At 61.5% G+C, this 15,177-nt stretch carries 17 protein-coding genes; 5 read left to right on the top strand and 12 right to left on the bottom strand.

The genetic code is table 11. From position 1 onward, the window contains the following. Positions 1-31: 31 nt before the first annotated feature. The 8 genes from OXR08_RS00665 to OXR08_RS00630 form a co-directional block, all read right to left on the bottom strand. Positions 32-511 carry a chemotaxis protein CheW gene (locus OXR08_RS00665; RefSeq protein WP_267347146.1) on the bottom strand — a complete coding sequence of 160 codons (480 nt, stop codon included), beginning with the start codon at positions 509-511 and terminating at the stop codon, positions 32-34. Next, the gene (locus OXR08_RS00660) at positions 508-2,292 is read right to left on the bottom strand and encodes a methyl-accepting chemotaxis protein (protein ID WP_267347144.1); all 1,785 of its coding nucleotides are present in this window, start codon (positions 2,290-2,292) and stop codon (positions 508-510) included. The genes OXR08_RS00665 and OXR08_RS00660 overlap by 4 nt, the downstream gene beginning before the upstream one ends. Before the next feature lie 23 nt (positions 2,293-2,315). Continuing rightward, a complete protein-coding gene (locus OXR08_RS00655) occupies positions 2,316-2,831 on the bottom strand; it encodes a chemotaxis protein CheW (protein ID WP_267347143.1) in 516 nt (171 codons plus the stop codon). Continuing rightward, positions 2,818-4,770 (bottom strand): chemotaxis protein CheA, encoded by a 1,953-nt coding sequence (locus OXR08_RS00650; protein WP_267347141.1) that lies wholly within the window; start codon positions 4,768-4,770, stop codon positions 2,818-2,820. The genes OXR08_RS00655 and OXR08_RS00650 overlap by 14 nt, the downstream gene beginning before the upstream one ends. Continuing rightward, positions 4,767-5,135, bottom strand: a complete 369-nt coding sequence (locus OXR08_RS00645; RefSeq protein ID WP_242192539.1) for a response regulator — start codon at positions 5,133-5,135, stop codon at positions 4,767-4,769. Before OXR08_RS00645 ends, OXR08_RS00650 begins: the two co-directional genes overlap by 4 nt. Next, the gene (locus OXR08_RS00640) at positions 5,132-5,440 is read right to left on the bottom strand and encodes an STAS domain-containing protein (RefSeq protein ID WP_267347140.1); all 309 of its coding nucleotides are present in this window, start codon (positions 5,438-5,440) and stop codon (positions 5,132-5,134) included. The genes OXR08_RS00645 and OXR08_RS00640 overlap by 4 nt, the downstream gene beginning before the upstream one ends. A gap of 718 nt (positions 5,441-6,158) precedes the next feature. Further along, positions 6,159-6,413: a hypothetical protein gene (locus OXR08_RS00635; RefSeq protein WP_267347139.1), complete on the bottom strand. Its 255-nt coding sequence runs from the start codon at positions 6,411-6,413 to the stop codon at positions 6,159-6,161. Positions 6,414-6,419: 6 nt separating this feature from the next. Further along, entirely contained in the window at positions 6,420-6,545 is a 126-nt protein-coding gene (locus OXR08_RS00630; protein WP_267347138.1) for a hypothetical protein, read from the bottom strand. A gap of 249 nt (positions 6,546-6,794) precedes the next feature. Here OXR08_RS00630 and OXR08_RS00625 point away from each other — a divergent pair, with 249 nt between their 5' ends. The 4 genes from OXR08_RS00625 (at position 6,795) to OXR08_RS00610 (ending at position 10,498) form a co-directional block, all read left to right on the top strand. Continuing rightward, positions 6,795-7,658, top strand: a complete 864-nt coding sequence (locus OXR08_RS00625; protein ID WP_267347137.1) for a replication initiator protein A — start codon at positions 6,795-6,797, stop codon at positions 7,656-7,658. Between the two features lie 473 nt (positions 7,659-8,131). After that, positions 8,132-9,379 (top strand): plasmid replication protein RepC, encoded by a 1,248-nt coding sequence (gene repC, locus OXR08_RS00620; RefSeq protein WP_267347135.1) that lies wholly within the window; start codon positions 8,132-8,134, stop codon positions 9,377-9,379. A gap of 333 nt (positions 9,380-9,712) precedes the next feature. Continuing rightward, complete coding sequence (locus OXR08_RS00615) at positions 9,713-10,162, top strand: hypothetical protein (protein WP_267347133.1); 450 nt, start codon at positions 9,713-9,715, stop codon at positions 10,160-10,162. A 12-nt stretch (positions 10,163-10,174) separates the two neighbouring features. Beyond that, positions 10,175-10,498 carry a single-stranded DNA-binding protein gene (locus OXR08_RS00610; RefSeq protein ID WP_267347131.1) on the top strand — a complete coding sequence of 108 codons (324 nt, stop codon included), beginning with the start codon at positions 10,175-10,177 and terminating at the stop codon, positions 10,496-10,498. Positions 10,499-10,990: 492 nt separating this feature from the next. Here the strand turns inward: OXR08_RS00610 and OXR08_RS00605 are convergent, their stop codons facing one another. Next, a complete protein-coding gene (locus OXR08_RS00605) occupies positions 10,991-11,161 on the bottom strand; it encodes a hypothetical protein (protein WP_267347129.1) in 171 nt (56 codons plus the stop codon). An 81-nt stretch (positions 11,162-11,242) separates the two neighbouring features. On the opposite strand from OXR08_RS00605, the gene OXR08_RS00600 reads away from it, so the two are divergent. Next, positions 11,243-12,142, top strand: a complete 900-nt coding sequence (locus OXR08_RS00600; RefSeq protein WP_267347127.1) for a toprim domain-containing protein — start codon at positions 11,243-11,245, stop codon at positions 12,140-12,142. A 123-nt stretch (positions 12,143-12,265) separates the two neighbouring features. Here the strand turns inward: OXR08_RS00600 and OXR08_RS00595 are convergent, their stop codons facing one another. From OXR08_RS00595 to OXR08_RS00585, 3 genes are all read right to left on the bottom strand, one after another. Further along, positions 12,266-13,249, bottom strand: coding sequence for a restriction endonuclease (locus tag OXR08_RS00595; protein WP_267347125.1), 984 nt, complete (start codon positions 13,247-13,249; stop codon positions 12,266-12,268). A 317-nt stretch (positions 13,250-13,566) separates the two neighbouring features. Next, complete coding sequence (locus tag OXR08_RS00590) at positions 13,567-14,385, bottom strand: hypothetical protein (RefSeq protein WP_267347124.1); 819 nt, start codon at positions 14,383-14,385, stop codon at positions 13,567-13,569. Between the two features lie 5 nt (positions 14,386-14,390). Then, positions 14,391-14,825: a hypothetical protein gene (locus tag OXR08_RS00585; RefSeq protein WP_267347123.1), complete on the bottom strand. Its 435-nt coding sequence runs from the start codon at positions 14,823-14,825 to the stop codon at positions 14,391-14,393. Between the last annotated feature and the right edge of the window lie 352 nt (positions 14,826-15,177).

Raw genomic sequence — 15,177 nt, 5'->3', positions numbered from 1 at the left:
CATCCGAAACAGGATGCGGCGTATCCGGAGTTCAGGCGGCAGCGGCGATCGCCGAGACGGCAACGTCGTCGTCGGAGAAGACCTTGGCGGCATCGACGATGACGACGAACCCGTCGGGTTCGCGCACGACCCCGGCGATATAGTCCGACCGCCAGCGCAGCCCGATATCGGGCGCCGCCTCCAGCCGTTCGGCCTCGAAGCTGGCAACCGTGATCACGCGGTCGACGACCAGGCCTAGTGAGAGCGTGCGGTCGGCGAGCGTCAGGTCGACGATGAGCACGCGTGTGGCCAGCGTCTCTTCGACCGGGGCAAGCCCAAGGCGAAGGCGCAGGTCGATCATCGGCACGCCCTGACCGCGCACGTCGGTGATGCCCAGCATCCATTGCGGCCCCCCCGGCACACGGAAGGCGGGCCGGTAGTCGAGGATTTCGCGGACCATCGCCACGGGTACGGCGAAGACTTCATCGCCAAGCCCGAAGGTCACGACCTGCACGACGCCGGGTCCCGTCATGCCGCGCGTCCGAATGCGGCGTCGTCGCTGTCCGGGCCCCCCTGCGACAGGTCGAGTGCGAAGCCGCGGGCGCGGGCCTGCTGGTCGGCAACCGAGTTCGGCTTGGCCTTGGAAGCCGCGGTCTTTGCCGGAGCCGCGGGCTTGCGGGCGACCGGACGGCGTGCCGGGGCAGTGCCCTCGACACGGAAGAAGGCGATGCTCTGCTGCAACTCGTTCGCCTGTCCGGCCAGTTCCTCGGAGGTCGAGGTGATCTGTTCGGACGCCGACGCGTTCTGCTGCGTTACCTGGTCGAGCTGCTGCAGCGCCTGGTTGATCTGGCTCGCGCCGATATCCTGTTCACGGCACGCCGCGCTGATTTCCGACACCAGTTCGGCAGTCCGGCGGATGTCGGGGACCAGCTTGGTCAGCATCTCGCCGGCCTGTGCCGCCGCCTGCACCGTGTCGCTCGACACGGCGCTGATTTCGGCCGCCGCGGTCTGGCTGCGTTCGGCCAGCTTGCGTACTTCGGAGGCAACGACTGCGAAGCCGCGGCCATGTTCGCCGGCACGTGCCGCCTCGACTGCGGCGTTCAGCGCGAGCAGGTCGGTCTGGCGCGCGATTTCCTGCACGATGCCGATCTTTTCGGCGATGGTGCGCATCGCCTTGGCCGCGCGGTCGACGGCGACGCCGCTGGCTTCGGCATCCTTCGACGACTGACGCGCGATCTTTTCGGTCTGTGCGGCATTGTCGGCGTTCTGTTTGATGTTGGCCGCCATCTCTTCCATCGATGCCGAGGCCTCCTCCGCCGACGCAGCCTGTTCGGTTGCGCCCTGCGACACCTGTTCCGACGAGGCCGACAGTTCCTGACTGCCGCCGGCGACATTGTCCGCCGCGGCCGATGCGTCACCCACGACGCTGCGCAGGCGTTCCACCATCGACACCAGCGAATGGCCCAGCTTGTCCTTGTCCGACAGCGGCGTGTGGTCGACGGTTAGATCGCCCTGCGCGATCTTGTCGGCGAGTGCCGCCGACTGGCGCAGCGCCAGCGTCATGCGGTTGACCGTGTCGACCAGGTCCTTGATCTCATCGTTGCTAGTGGCCGTTACTTCCTGATCAAGGTCGCCAATCGCGACGGCATCCAGTGCAACGCTGACCCGCTTCAGACCGCGCGACACAATCATACTGATCCAGATCGCCCCACAAGTGCCGAACAGGATCGCGATGATGGCGGTGGTAAATAGGACCGTACGAGATTCGGCGTAGAGCGCGCTCGTATCGTTATCCGACTGCTTCATCTGTCGACGCTGCATTTCGGCAAGATCCTCAATACTCTTGCTCATCGACATAACTTGGGCGCGGCTCTCGCCCATCGAGAGCGCCATCGCCTCGGCGTTACGGTTGGCTAGAGCGTAGGACCGAACCCGATCGTTGACCGCCTTGAAGGCGTTCCATCGATCCCTTGCGGCACGCCAGGTCGGCAATTCCTGGGGAGATGCCAGGGCAGTTCCTTCGTTCAGCAACGACTCGACATGCGCGCGTTGCGTCATCATGCGTTCGTCAAAACTCTTGGTTGTGGCATCGTCGGTGGTCGCTGCCATGTTCTTTTCGTTGCGAACGACCCGACCCGCTTCGCCATCAATGGTAAGCGCGATGTCTAGCGACTTGGCCGGACCGGCGATGACGTTCGTGATTGCAGTGTTCAACGCGCTCATGCGCGTGATGCCTACACCAACCACGATGGCCAGCAGAATAATGAGAGTGGCAAAGGTAGCGGCCAGTTTGGCCTTGATCGTAGCACGCATATAGCAATCCCCCCCCGGGATGATCAGTTGGTGGCAGCGGCCGCGAGATCGCGGCGCGCTATGTTTTTAAAGATGGCATCAAGATCGGGCAGCACGACGATATCGTCGTCATGCCTGACCAACGTCCGGACATGGTCCCGCGGCCAGCGCAGGCCGACGACCGGCGCCCCCTCGCTGGTGGCGGCGTCGAACGTTGCGACTTCATGCACCTTGTCGGTGCGCAGCCCGATCATCGTCGGCTCGCCGTCCAGATCGATTTCGATCACGACGATCCGGCTGTCGGGTGTCGTTCCGGGGACCTGCATGCCGAAGGCAAGGTGGAGGTTGGCGAGCGGAATGATCCGCCCCCGGAAATTGACGACATGACTGACCAGCGGCGGTGCGCCGGGCACGCGCGTTTCGGGCATCATGTCGAGGATTTCGCGGACGAGCACGGCTTCCAGTGCGAAGCTCTGCCCGCCGAGGTCGAAGACCAGCACCTCCAGCTGATGATCCGGGTTCCACGGCACGGTGGTCGGTTGCACGTTATCCGGCTGCACGCAGCGTCTCCTCATGCGGTTGGCCGAGCGCGATCAGCTGGGCGATGTCGAGGATCAGCGCGACCTCACCGTCGCCGAGGATCGTCGCGCCCGCAAAGGTGGCGGCGTCGCGGTGCAGCGCCGACATCGGCTTGATGACCGTCTGATGGTTGCCGATGATCTGGTCGACGACGAGGCCCACGCGGCCCAGCGGTGTGGCGACGACCACGATCTTCTGGAACGGGTCTGGACGGGTGTCGGTGGCGAACAGGTCGCGCAGGCGCAGGAACGGCACGAGCTTTTCACGCAGCGTGATGAGGCTGCGGCCCCGGTGGCGCATATCGTCCTCCAGCGAGAGTTCGATGCATTCCTCCACCGCGGTCAGCGGAATGACGAAGCGACCGGTACCGACCCGGACCAGCAGCCCGTCGATGATGGCGAGGGTCAGCGGAATGCGCAGTGCGATCAGCGAGCCTTCACCCTCGGTCGACTGCACGTCGATCGATCCGCGGAGGCCTTCGATCGTGCGCTTGACCACGTCCATGCCCACGCCGCGTCCCGACAGGTTGGTGACGGTCGCCGCGGTCGAGAAACCGGGGGCGAAGATCATCTGCAACAGGTCGTGGTCACTGAGCGCCTGATCGGGCTGGATCAGGCCGTTCGCCTCCGCCTTGGCACGGACGCGGGCGCGGTTGATGCCGCGGCCGTCGTCGCGGATGGTGATGACCACCTCGCCCCCGGCCTGATGCGCGGCAAGGCGGACGGTGCCCGCGCTGGGCTTGCCCGCGGCGGCGCGATCGTCCGCCGTTTCGAGGCCGTGGTCGCAGCTGTTGCGGATCAGGTGGACCATCGGGTCGAACAACCGCTCGATCACGGTCTTGTCGACTTCGGTCGCTTCTCCTTCGGTTTCGAACTCGATCGCCTTGCCGGTGTCGCGCGCCAGATCGTGGATCAGGCGGCGGAAGCGCGAGAACAGCGATCCTACGGGCACCATGCGCAGCACCATCATGGTTTCGCGCAATTCACCGGCCAGCCGTTCGATCTCTTCCGATACCGAGCGCAGCACGAGGTCCTGCCCGCGATCGGCGAGCTGCGACAGGCGGCTCTGCGCAATCACCAGTTCGCCGACGCGGTCCATCAGCGCGTCTAGCCGCCCGGCCGGCACGCGCACGCTTTCCTCGGCCTTGGCGGTCGCGCGGGCGGCTGGGCTGTCGGGGGTGGCCGCCTGCAGGGCGACGATCGGCTCTTCCTCGATCCGGGCCGGTTCGGCGGCCACTTCCCCGTCGACCGCGAGCGGTTCGATGGTCAGTTCCATGTCGTCCATCACGAAGATGAACACATCCTCGATATCGTCGCGCTTGATGTCGCCGACCAGCGTGACGTCCCAGCCGATATGACATTCGGTCGGCACCAGCTGCGACAGCGGCGGCACGGTGTCGGTGCGTGCGACGATGGTGCAGTCACCCAGCTCGCGAAGCTCGTCGAGCAGCATCAGCGGATTGGTGCCGTTGGCCATCGCGTCGACCGGCAGCTTGAACGACACCTTCCAGCCAGCGCGCGCGGCAGCAGCCGGTGCGGCGGGGGCGGTGCCCGATGCTTCCTCGATCGCCGCCTGCAGTCGGACGAGGATCGCATCGCCCTCCGCTTTCGGCGCATCGCCATCGACCAGCGCGCGCATATGGTCCTGCGCCGACAGGATCACCGCGACCAGCGCGGCGGTGGCCGGCACCTGCCCCTTGCGAACGCGGTCGAACGCGGTTTCGCAGTGGTGGGTGAAGCCCGCCAGCGCGTCGAAGCCGAACATCGCGCCCGATCCCTTGAGCGTGTGCAGCCCGCGGAACACGGCGTTAACCAGGTCGATATCGTCGAGGCGGTGGCCGAGGTCGAGCAATCCCTGCTCGACCTGGTCCAGAACCTCGCCCGCCTCGACGCGGAAAGCGGCGACGGGATCGTCGATCACCGGCCCAGCACCTTGCGTGCGACCTTGACCAGCTGATCGGGGACGAACGGCTTGACCAGCCAGCCGGTCGCACCGGCGGCCTTGGCCTGGTTCTTCATCTCGGGATCGGATTCGGTGGTCAGGAAGATGATCGGGACACCCGCCTGCGCCGGCTGCTTGCGCAGTTCGCGGATCATCGACAGCCCGTCCATGTTCGGCATGTTCAGGTCGGTCACGATCATGTCGAACTTGGCGGCATTCGCCTTGGCCAGCCCTTCGACGCCGTCGCCTGCCTCGGTCACGCTATAGCCTGCACCCGTCAGGGCGATGCGGATCGCCATGCGCAGGCTGGCGGAATCGTCGACGGCGAGAATGGAAGCGGTCATTGCAGCGGGACTCCGTGGAACCAGAAGGCATTGTCATCCGGGGTCATTGCTTCAGTGAAGCCGGCGCGGCGAAGAAGGGCGCTCAGTATGTCGTCGGCAGGCGCCGCCAGACGGATGTCGCCACCGTGCAGCCGCGCTTCGGCGCGCAGGCTTTCGATGAGTTGCAGGACGCTGAGATCGGGGGCGGTCAGGCCGGACGCGTTGAGTACGATGTCGCTATCTAGCGCCAAGTCACGCGAGGTCTCGGCGACCACACCGACCGACGTCATCGTTAGGTCCGGCGGCAGCGCAAACGTAGATAGCATATAGTAGACCCCTTCAAGCTGAGGGATTACTCGCAGCGCCTTATTAAAATCAGTTTAAGCACGCGGCCGCTTAGGCATAAGGTTTATCAATGGACACCAGTCGACTAGATGTCGGGCCTTTGCCGTCTTAGGGAATTACGCACATATCCTTGATTTAGCGGAATATTTTCCGGGTGACCTTACAGTCGTCCGGAAATCTGGAAAATATCAAAGTCACCATTGTGGCTAGGGCATATAAATACCTGAATGTAAAAGGTATTTTATCGATCGTGCCGTGGGTGTTGCTCGATGGCGGAGGAGGCAAGCTAAGCGCGCGAGCTGTAGGTTATCGGAGATTTAAAAAGATAATTAAGAACTGCAACTAGATGGATTTTACGTACCGTGGTCGCGGTAAATCGCCGAAGCTTCATCCTGGTATGTGGCTTCCATGTGCCGTTGCTCTTAGAGTCCTTGACTCTCGGTTTAAAGGTTATAACACAATGACATATTGGTACGGCGTAAGCGCGGTTGGCCTTGCCGCAGATGCCATCGCATGGTCAGCTGCCCGATCCCAACCCTCAGGCAAAATGCATTGACGAATTGTCCAAACTCATCGATCGTAGTGGCGATCGCCTCCAGTGGTCGTGCCCGCAAAATATTGATCCCGGCTTCCATCACCGCTTCGAGATCGATTATCGGGTATAGAACGTAGCGACGAATGACCGATATCCGGCGGCGTTCAGAGCAATCGATGCAGCGACCTGTCCCCGACATTGGCACGGCCCTTCGACCGCAATGCCGGACGCACGCGATCAATCGACAGCACGTCGTCATGCGACCTGCGACTTGCAGCAAGGCGCGCCGCCTTGGGCTCCCGCGCGAAACAAACCTCGTACGCCCCTAGTGCCGTTGGCAGTTGCACGACGAAGCTGCATGCGCCGCGCCGCGCTTCGGTGATGCCGTTAGATGCTAGGTGCGCGAGCGCCTCGCGCACGACCGTTCAGGAAACGCTGAGGTAGATGGCGAACTTGCCTTTGTCGCGGAGATCCAACGCCCGCATTTGTAGACCGAGCGGATCGTCCGGTGCCGGACGCGCTGGATGGACAGCGCCAAGCGTCAGCAGCATTATCATGGACTGGGATATGGACTCCTGACCTGATAAGCATCGGGCCATGAACCCGAGCTCTATCTGCACGTCCCTTATCGAACGCCCCGCGCTCGGCGCCCCGCGTGAGGTCGGTCCGCAAAAGCACGAATATCGCTCCAAAACTCGCTTCAGTTCGCTGGTTGCCCTCGTGGAAGCACCTTCCCTTCGTGCTTTCGAGGACCGTTCAATGCGCCGCTTCGTGCTTTTGCGGACCGAGGGGGGGAGGCGATGACTGGCCCCACCCCAAGCCAAGGCGATCTGTTCGTTCTTGATAGCCCACTGCTGACGGAAGTTCGCGGCGAACATTCGCTAATGGCGTATCCCTTCTTCGCACTAGCCAAGAGCGGGTGGAAGAAGCCGCTAATATATAAAACCGATACCGTCTCTATTGAAATAGGTCCCGGACCGAGGGGTGTCGCCACGATCTACGATAAGGAAATTCTTCTTTATATAGCAAGCTTGCTTGTTTCAAAGATGGATGCTGGAGAGCGTGTTGCCCAAGACTTTTACTTTACCGCGCACGATCTTTTTCGTGTAACTGGGGTTAACGGTTCCGCAAGGTCTTATACTCGGCTGGCAGACGCGTTGGAGCGATTACAAGGTACCCAGATTAAGACAAACATCGAAGCTGGAGGAGAAGGACAGACAGGCTTCTTCTCTTGGCTTTCCGAGGCCACGATCAAATACACCAAAACCCGTGTTGGCGAGCCTCGTATGAAGGGGGTTCAGGTCCGGCTTTGTGACTGGCTTTACCGCGCGATTTTGAAGGACCGTCGCGTCCTAGAATACTCACCAGACTATTTCCAGCTCGGGCCAGTCGAGCGACGGCTGTACGAAGTCGCTCGCTCGACATGTATCGATGGGCCGGTCCAAGTTGGACTCGACGATCTACGTCTGCAGTTGGGTTATCAGAACTCGCTTAAGCATTTTCGTCACGCGCTGCGAGGCATTGCGGAGGCCGATGCGATTCCGGGCTACAGCATTATGCTGAATGAGCCAGATATTCCTGCCGCAGCCGGGCCAAAGCGTCGGGTTGCAGCGCCGACTCTTGTCACGCTCATCCCGAAGAGCACTAAGCTAACACCTGAATAGTCGCACCGCGAATCGAGGTAGGCTCCGATTCGCTTTGGTCCGGCAAAGCACGAAAATTCGCTGTCGAACATCATTTGCGGCGTCCGTGAAAGCACGAGTCCGCGTCCGTCAAAGCACGAACTACGCGGACGCAGGTCCGTCAAAGCACGAAATTTTTGCCGCTTCGGTCCGCGAAAGCACGAGTCATGCCGACTTCCGAGTGAGGCGGTGTGCTGGCATCGTCCCCTTGTGTTCTCCGCAATTGGCGACGGGTCCGTGCGGAGCGAACAGAAAGGGTGGCCGTGAGCACATAAACGAATGCCCGGCACGAAGGCCGGGCACCCAGAAATCGCAACGTGGCAGCGTCGCCAAACGCTGACCGGTCACTCGTAGATCTTCTGCGTAGCGATTTTCGAACCTCGGTTCAAGGGAGCGCGCTTCGCGCCACGCCTCTGTTTTGCCTGCTGACGGCCTCTCCAACGAGGGGACGAACGATGACATACACCCAATCGGCCTTCACCGGGGGCACAGGTGCCCGGCCTATCACCGCCTTTTCGCGCCGGATCGCGCGTGAGCTGGAGTCAAAGCTCGCTGATGCGCCCGCCGAAGTCGAGCGCAAAGCGGTGTTCGCCGTCGTAAAGCGCGCAGCGCCAGCACTCGGCATCGGGATTGGAGCGCTGCAAACCCTCGAGCATCTCATCAGCTACACTCATGCCGATGACTGGAAGGCCGGTCGAACGCCCGTCGCCTGGCCGAGCAATCTGACCCTTGCGGAAGTCGCCGGAAAAACAGTCAGCGCGATCAAGGCTCGTTTGCGCCAGCTTCGCGCGCTGGGCTTGATCCTCGCGCGCGACAGCGGTCATGGCCGTCGAACCGGACGGCGGGACGACAGCGGGGCGATCTCTACCGCGTTTGGCGTCGACCTCTCTCCTTTGCGCATCCGCTTCGAGGAGTTGCGCGAACTGGCCGAGGCGTATTCGGCGCAGTCGCGGCTGTTCAAGGAAGGCCGGCAGGAGATCGCACGCGTACGCCGGATCGTAAGCCAGGCCCTGGCGCAGGCAGCGCATCTGCGGCTCACCGGTCCTCACTGGCTCGCACTTCAGGAAGCGATCGATCACGTCGCATCTGCGGCCGCCATTGCCCGTGCCGGACGAGATAGCGAAGCGTTCCGGTCTGCGATCGGCCGTCTCGCTGTCGTCGAGGAGCGGGTCGGGCTGACGATTGACCAGTTCATGTTTCCTGAAGAAAGTGAAGGGTCGGGGTCAAAAAATGAGCCCTTCATACATATACAAACCAACCCCTCCCCCATCAAAGATGTACATGCTGTTCGAGCGTGTAGTTCTGATCCGGCCGGTCAGGTTTCCCCAACAGCCGAGCTTCCAGCTTCTCCGTCGAACAGTCAGTTCAAGGCGCGACCAGCGGACCTGTTGGAAATGTTTCCCACTACCGCGATGTATGTTGGTGGGAAGAAGCCGGCTTGGTCCGATATCCACCGCGCAGCGTCTCGACTTCGCCACGATCTTGGTATCCGGATTGGGGTTTATGTCGACGCCCTGGAGAAGCTTGGACCAGATGCTGCAGCGATCGCGATCATGATTACCGCGGAGCGACACTCTCGGTCGGAGATCCGGTTAACGCCTGGCGCCTACTTCACGGGCATGGTCGGCAAGGCAAAGCGCGACGAACTTGATCTCGCAAAAAGCCTTTGGGGCTTCCGTACGGAGCGAATGGCCACACATTGAGGCCGGGATAGCGTCCAATATCGTTCTGTGGTAAAACCGGACTATGCCATTCCGATGTGATCGAGATCGGTATGCTCTGGTGGATGCCCTTCACGACGGCGCCCGGTGAGGTGCCGCGCCCTCTTGTGCGGGGCCGCGATGCTGAGCCTGATCGTGGCTTGGCATCATCCGTCGCCCCGCGGGAGTGCGCATCAAATCGGTCTCGGACTACGCTGTCTTGGGACTCCAGCCAGTCCGCTATGCGAGGCGGTGGGAGGTTTGGCCAGAAAGATTCAGGAGCCCGGCGCAATCTCAGCGGTCGGACGGCTGCCGCCCTCCAAAGTGCCAGGTGCCGTGGACGATGCCGTCACGCAGGTGAACATTGAGGGGACCGTTTGCGTGCCCGGCTATTCGCGGGCGGCGCGGCCCGCTTACGCCGTCACTGCGCCGCTCAAGCGTCGAATGATGACAGAACAGCATCCCGGTGAACCTTTGTCGGCCTATGAGCTCGATCACCTCATTCCGATCTCCCTCGACGGCGCGCCATTGAGATCGAGCAATCTCTGGCTTCAACCACGCTCCGGACAAGCGAACGCGGAGGACAAGAACGTTGTCGCCTATGTTCTGTGGCGCCTGGTCTGCGAGCGCCAATTGCCCCTTGCCGACGCCCAGCATGCGATGAGGACGAACTGGATTGACGCCTATCGTATCTACGCCACGCCGAAGAATATCGAAAGGTATTATTTTCGGCATGCCGGCAAGACCGAGCGGGAGCGAAACACGATGGCGCATAGCCGACAATAAAGGAGGAAGCGTATGCCGCAAAATATAGCTGAATTCCGTATCATCGGTCGGGTTGGTAAGATCACGAAGCGCGAAAAAGTGAGCTACGTGAACATCGCGGCAAACTACAACCGGAGAGACGGGGACGAGTGGAAACAGGACACCATATGGAATAGTGTCGTTTGCTTTGCGAATATCGCCAGTCACCTGGAGAATGTCGGCAAAGGAGACCTCGTTCACGTCACGGGTAAGGTGCGGGAAGGATGGCACGGCGAAAGCGTGGAAACGACTTACCGCACGGAGTTGATAGCCGATACTTTCTCTGTCCTGGCCAAGGGCAGTGGCGACGGGGAATGAACGGCGCGTCCGGCAGCTTGCAAGAGGGTCTTGCCGCACAGGAAAGGCTGGGATCCTTAACGCACATTATTCAACACCAGGCACGGTTCGCGATGGTTGCCCCCTTACTGTTCGACTCAATTTCTCCTTTCGTTCTGTCTCGGAATGACTCATCAGCGGCATATGCCGATACGTCCCGAACATCGTTGGCTCTATCCGATCGACTGGCCGGAGATCAGTCGCATCGTGCGGTTTCAGCGTGCCGGTGGTCGATGCGAGCATTGCAAGCGGCCGCATGGACGCCGGGCGGTACAACTCGACGGATTGGACGGCGCGTGGTGGGATCGCGATGCGCGTCTGTGGCGCGACGGTCGCGGTCGCGTTCTCCGGCGACCGCCCCCCTTCGTAGCGCTCGACGCAATCCGTTTGACGCGCAGGCCCGTCTATCTTGCGACGGCGCACCTCAACCACGATCCAAGCGACAGCGGCCCACGCTGGCGCAATCTCGCCGCGCTATGCCCGCGCTGCCATATGATCCACGATGCGGCGGAGCATCGGCGCCGTCGATGGTGGAATGCGTTCCGACGACGTGCGCTCGGCGACCTCTTTACCGGCCGTTACAGCTAACACGCCGAACAACTGACCACATTCGTCGATGGCGTTGCAGCAGGCCAGTACATCCAACCCGGCACCATTCCGAACAAGCGTTCCCGGAGGCGAGGATGCCGATGGGCCTTCGGTCAGATTTTGCCGGAGAGCTTGGGAATGTTCGCGGTCTATCAACACGCATGGACGGGTCCGATGCCGCGACTGCCGCTGAGCGCTGAGCTTCGCGCCAAATCGATCGTCGAGACCCTCGGCGGGGTCTGGCGCGGAACACGCGGCGAGTGTCGTTGTCCTGCTCATAATGACGCCACGCCGAGCCTGTCCGTTCGCCTCGGCGACACTGCGATCCTGTTCCACTGCTTCGCTGGCTGCACCACGCCCGAAGTCATGCGAGCACTACAGCGAATGCGCCTCCATGATCGCGCCTCTCTCGCCATGCCGAGCGCAAAGCCGGAACGGGATATGAGTGCGCTTGCCGTGCGCCTCTGGAATGCCAGTGTTCCCATTGCCGGCACTCTCGCAGAGGATTACCTCCGCGCTCGCGGGCTGGTCGGCCCCTACCCGCGCTCGTTACGGTTCAACCCAGCGACAATCCTCGGTTCGGGCGCGAACAAACAGGTGATGCCGGCCATGATCGCTGCCGTGGAGAACGACCTCGGTGTCGTCGCCGTTCAGCGCACGTTCCTCGATCCGGTTGACGTGCTCCGCAAGCCCATCGCCAAGCCAAAGGTGTCATTGGGGGTAATTGGGACGGCGGCGATCCGGCTCGCGCCGGCCACTGACGAATTGGGGCTCGCGGAGGGAATCGAAGACGCGCTTTCGGCAAAAGCATGGTTCGGCACCCCCACCTGGGCGTTGGGCGGCGTCGAGCGGCTCGCCTTCGTGGCAATTCCCGAAAAGGTTCGTCGGATCATCGTCTACGCAGATCAGGGACCTGCCGCCCACCGACTTCTCGAGAAAGCGCGCGACCACCTCCTCGGCAACGGACGTGAACTTATACCACAAGTTCCCAAAGTGCACAAGGATTGGAACGATGCGTGGAGAGCGAGAATCTTCTGATCTTTTAGGGACCTGCGTCGCGTTCATGAGTATCAAAGTTACCATCTTCGGAGGCACCCGGGGGCCGACAGCATTCGAACGCTGGATCCGAACGCCATTGTCCGCCGCTGCGTCGATCGGCCGCTAGATCCGCCGGAACGGCTCTCGATCGATCACCGCCGCCTGAATTTTGGTGCGCAGCATGTTGGTGAGGTCGTCGCCGCGGCTCAGCACCCCGACGATCTCTTCAAGTGTGACGAGGACGACCGTCATGTGGCCCATGGCGTCACGCACCTGTTTCACCGCAGCGTCGGAAAAACCAGGGTTGGCGATGATCATCCCGCGAGCACCTGATCGGCCCATCACCCGTACGAGATGCTGCGCGACGATCCCGGTCCCGGCGGTCTGGGAAAGCCACTTCATTTCGACCAGATAGATGGTCCCGTCGATGTCGACGACACCGTCGATCTGCTCGACGATGCCCTCCCCATCGTCGCCTCGGAGCTCAAACGCTTCCCGGACGGAAATGCCGAATGCGGCGAAGATATCGTTGAGCGCCGCTTCCGCCAGCTTGCCCCGTCGCTGGGGATTCTGCTCGCCGAACAAGGCAAAGAGCCTGTCGCGCGCGCCATCGATCGCCGCCGTGCGTGATCGAACCTCTTCCTGCTGGCGCTCATGCGTCTCACGGTGCCGCGCAGCCTCCCGATCCCGCTCCATCGACATTCGCGTGAAAGCATCATGCACGTTGACGCGCTCGCGGATACTGGCGACCTGACCCTTCGCGCGCATCCGATCATTGTCCCACGTTGTCCCGAAGTCCTCGAATTCGACTACGCGCTTCACGACCTCACGCCGGGAGCGCAGGCCGTTATCGCCACGCTCGTTCAGTCGCGTCAGGATCGTCCGAGTGATACCATATTTGTTGTGCGCGGAAGCGTCCGCCTTGAGCTCGCCGCGAATGTCGTCGAGATCTTCCGCCGGGACGCCCGCGCCCTGGAAGAACAAGAGCACGGCGTTCTTGCTTCGACAGAGGAGCGGGATGGTGTCGACGAGCTGTTCAAACAGGTCGGGAGGATAATGGAAAGCGGCATCAAAGCCGTCGGTGGCAGGCTGGGACGCGGTAGACATGCTGAAATCTGACGTAGTGCCAGACCCCTGTCTAGCATGACGATCTTCCGAAACCGATCTGGTCGCTAACTGTCGATCTCCCGCGCGCGGGGCCAGCTAGACCTCGTCGATGGTTGACTCCGGATAAGCGCTTGCCTATCTGAGACATACCTTACGAGCCTACATGTGCTTTGAGAGCCCTGAGCCTGAAAGCACCGCGCGATCGTACGGATGGGTCGAAATAGTAGGTTTTGACCTTGATCCACCCAGACCGCTTTCGGTGAGAGCGTCTCGAAGGGGCATATCGGGAAGCTACACTGTACTTCCCAATGCACATTTCAGAAGAAGTCGCTCGTGAACATGTTGATGTGGGTGCGCTTCTTATGCGCTGTGAGCGCCCCATGACAGTCGGGGTAGGTCCCGACCACCGAAGCGCCCTTTGCGCGGCTCACGTTGTAATGGGTCGTACCATCGAACCATTTTCCGAAGCGAAAACGGTTCGCGATGATGCATAGCAGATTGTGGGGCGGCATAGCGGTGTCCGCTTGCGCATGATGTTCTGGCCCGAGCTCGAAATGCTTTCCAGCATCATCGACGAAGTAAAGATCGTCATACTCTGACGCTCGCTTGGGCAGCTGCCGTTCGCGCATGTCGCGAAGCATCGCGTCAATTTCACGACCATAGTTTCGCTGCGTCATGTCGCGGCACAGCAGTCGCATTCGTTCGATTTCCGGCGCGTCGAAATTGCGTAGCGGCAGCCGGAATATCTGCTGGTATTTTGCATCGGCAAAGCGGTTCGCAAGATATTTGTAGGACCGCAGACACTTGGATAAGGTCGCCGTCAACTGGTTGGCCGTCTTTGCACCGTAAGCGGGTGGGGTGAACCGGTGGACGCTGAAATGATCGCCCAGCAGGTCGACCAAGCCCGGCAGGCTGTCGTCGGTCAGCAGCAGCACGCCTGACGCACTCTGCCAGTCCAACCACGCCAAAAGCGCGTCGACAGTGCGTGCGCGGGTCGTGTCGAAAGCAGTGACGACCGGCTCTCCTCCCAACTCGGCAAAGCCGTTCGCGCGAATGTCTGCCGGGAGAAGTGCGGCTCGCTTTTCGGTCACTGTTTCTATGATCTTGGAGGCGCCTGTAACGAAGGCGATGATCAAAGGCATTAGTCTTTCAGCAGGCTGACAAGCACCTTGGCTGGTATCGTCAGTTCCGCCATCGCCGTCTCCGGAATCACAGCAAGTGATTCAACGAATTTGATCAGGGCCTGACCGCGCTTTGACGCGGATCGAGGCTTCGCCGCGGAGGGGGATGGGACCGGGGGATTGTCGAAGTCGAACTCAACCTCTTCGGGTAGAAAGCCGACCTTCGCCTTGATCGTCGGATGACTTACGAATTTCGTCGCTGGGACCGCCTCCTTTGCTGCCCATTGCGCAAGCCGGAGTGATCCGGTGAAGTCGTGATAGTTGACCCCTTTTCGCTTCAGGTCGGTCGCAACGATACTGAGATAATAGGGGATCTGACGCTCCTCCCATGTCTCACGGGCGCGATCGCGCAGGAAAGCCTTGAAGCTGTCGAGATCGGTTACGTCGCCGGCCATTGTGGATCAGGTGTTCCTTATTTTGGCCGACATACTAGCTGGTGAGCGTCGATTGCCAAGCCGAGACGGAGAGGTTCTGATCACCCTCGGGAAGAGAAGGGGCGACCTCTCGGGCGAGCAGCGCTGGAGGCCTTGCGCCTCGCGTCCTCTATGCGCCACGCGACGTCGGTCGGTCAGCCGCGGCATCGCCCATGATTACAAGGGAGCGACATCCTCATGCCTCCCAGCCTTGCGAAGCTGCCGAACGATGCCGTTGAAAGCAGCGGTCACGCCTTGCGCTCGCCCGATCTCGTTTTCCTGGCTGGCCGCGTCCCAGTAAAGTTCCAGGGGCCATCGCTCCGGGCAATGCGGG

The sequence above is a fragment of the Sphingomonas sp. GM_Shp_2 genome (assembly GCF_026540875.1).
Classification (GTDB): domain Bacteria; phylum Pseudomonadota; class Alphaproteobacteria; order Sphingomonadales; family Sphingomonadaceae; genus Sphingomonas; species Sphingomonas carotinifaciens.
Note: the sequence above shows the minus strand (reverse complement) of the source record. Positions and strands in the feature narration are given on the sequence as shown.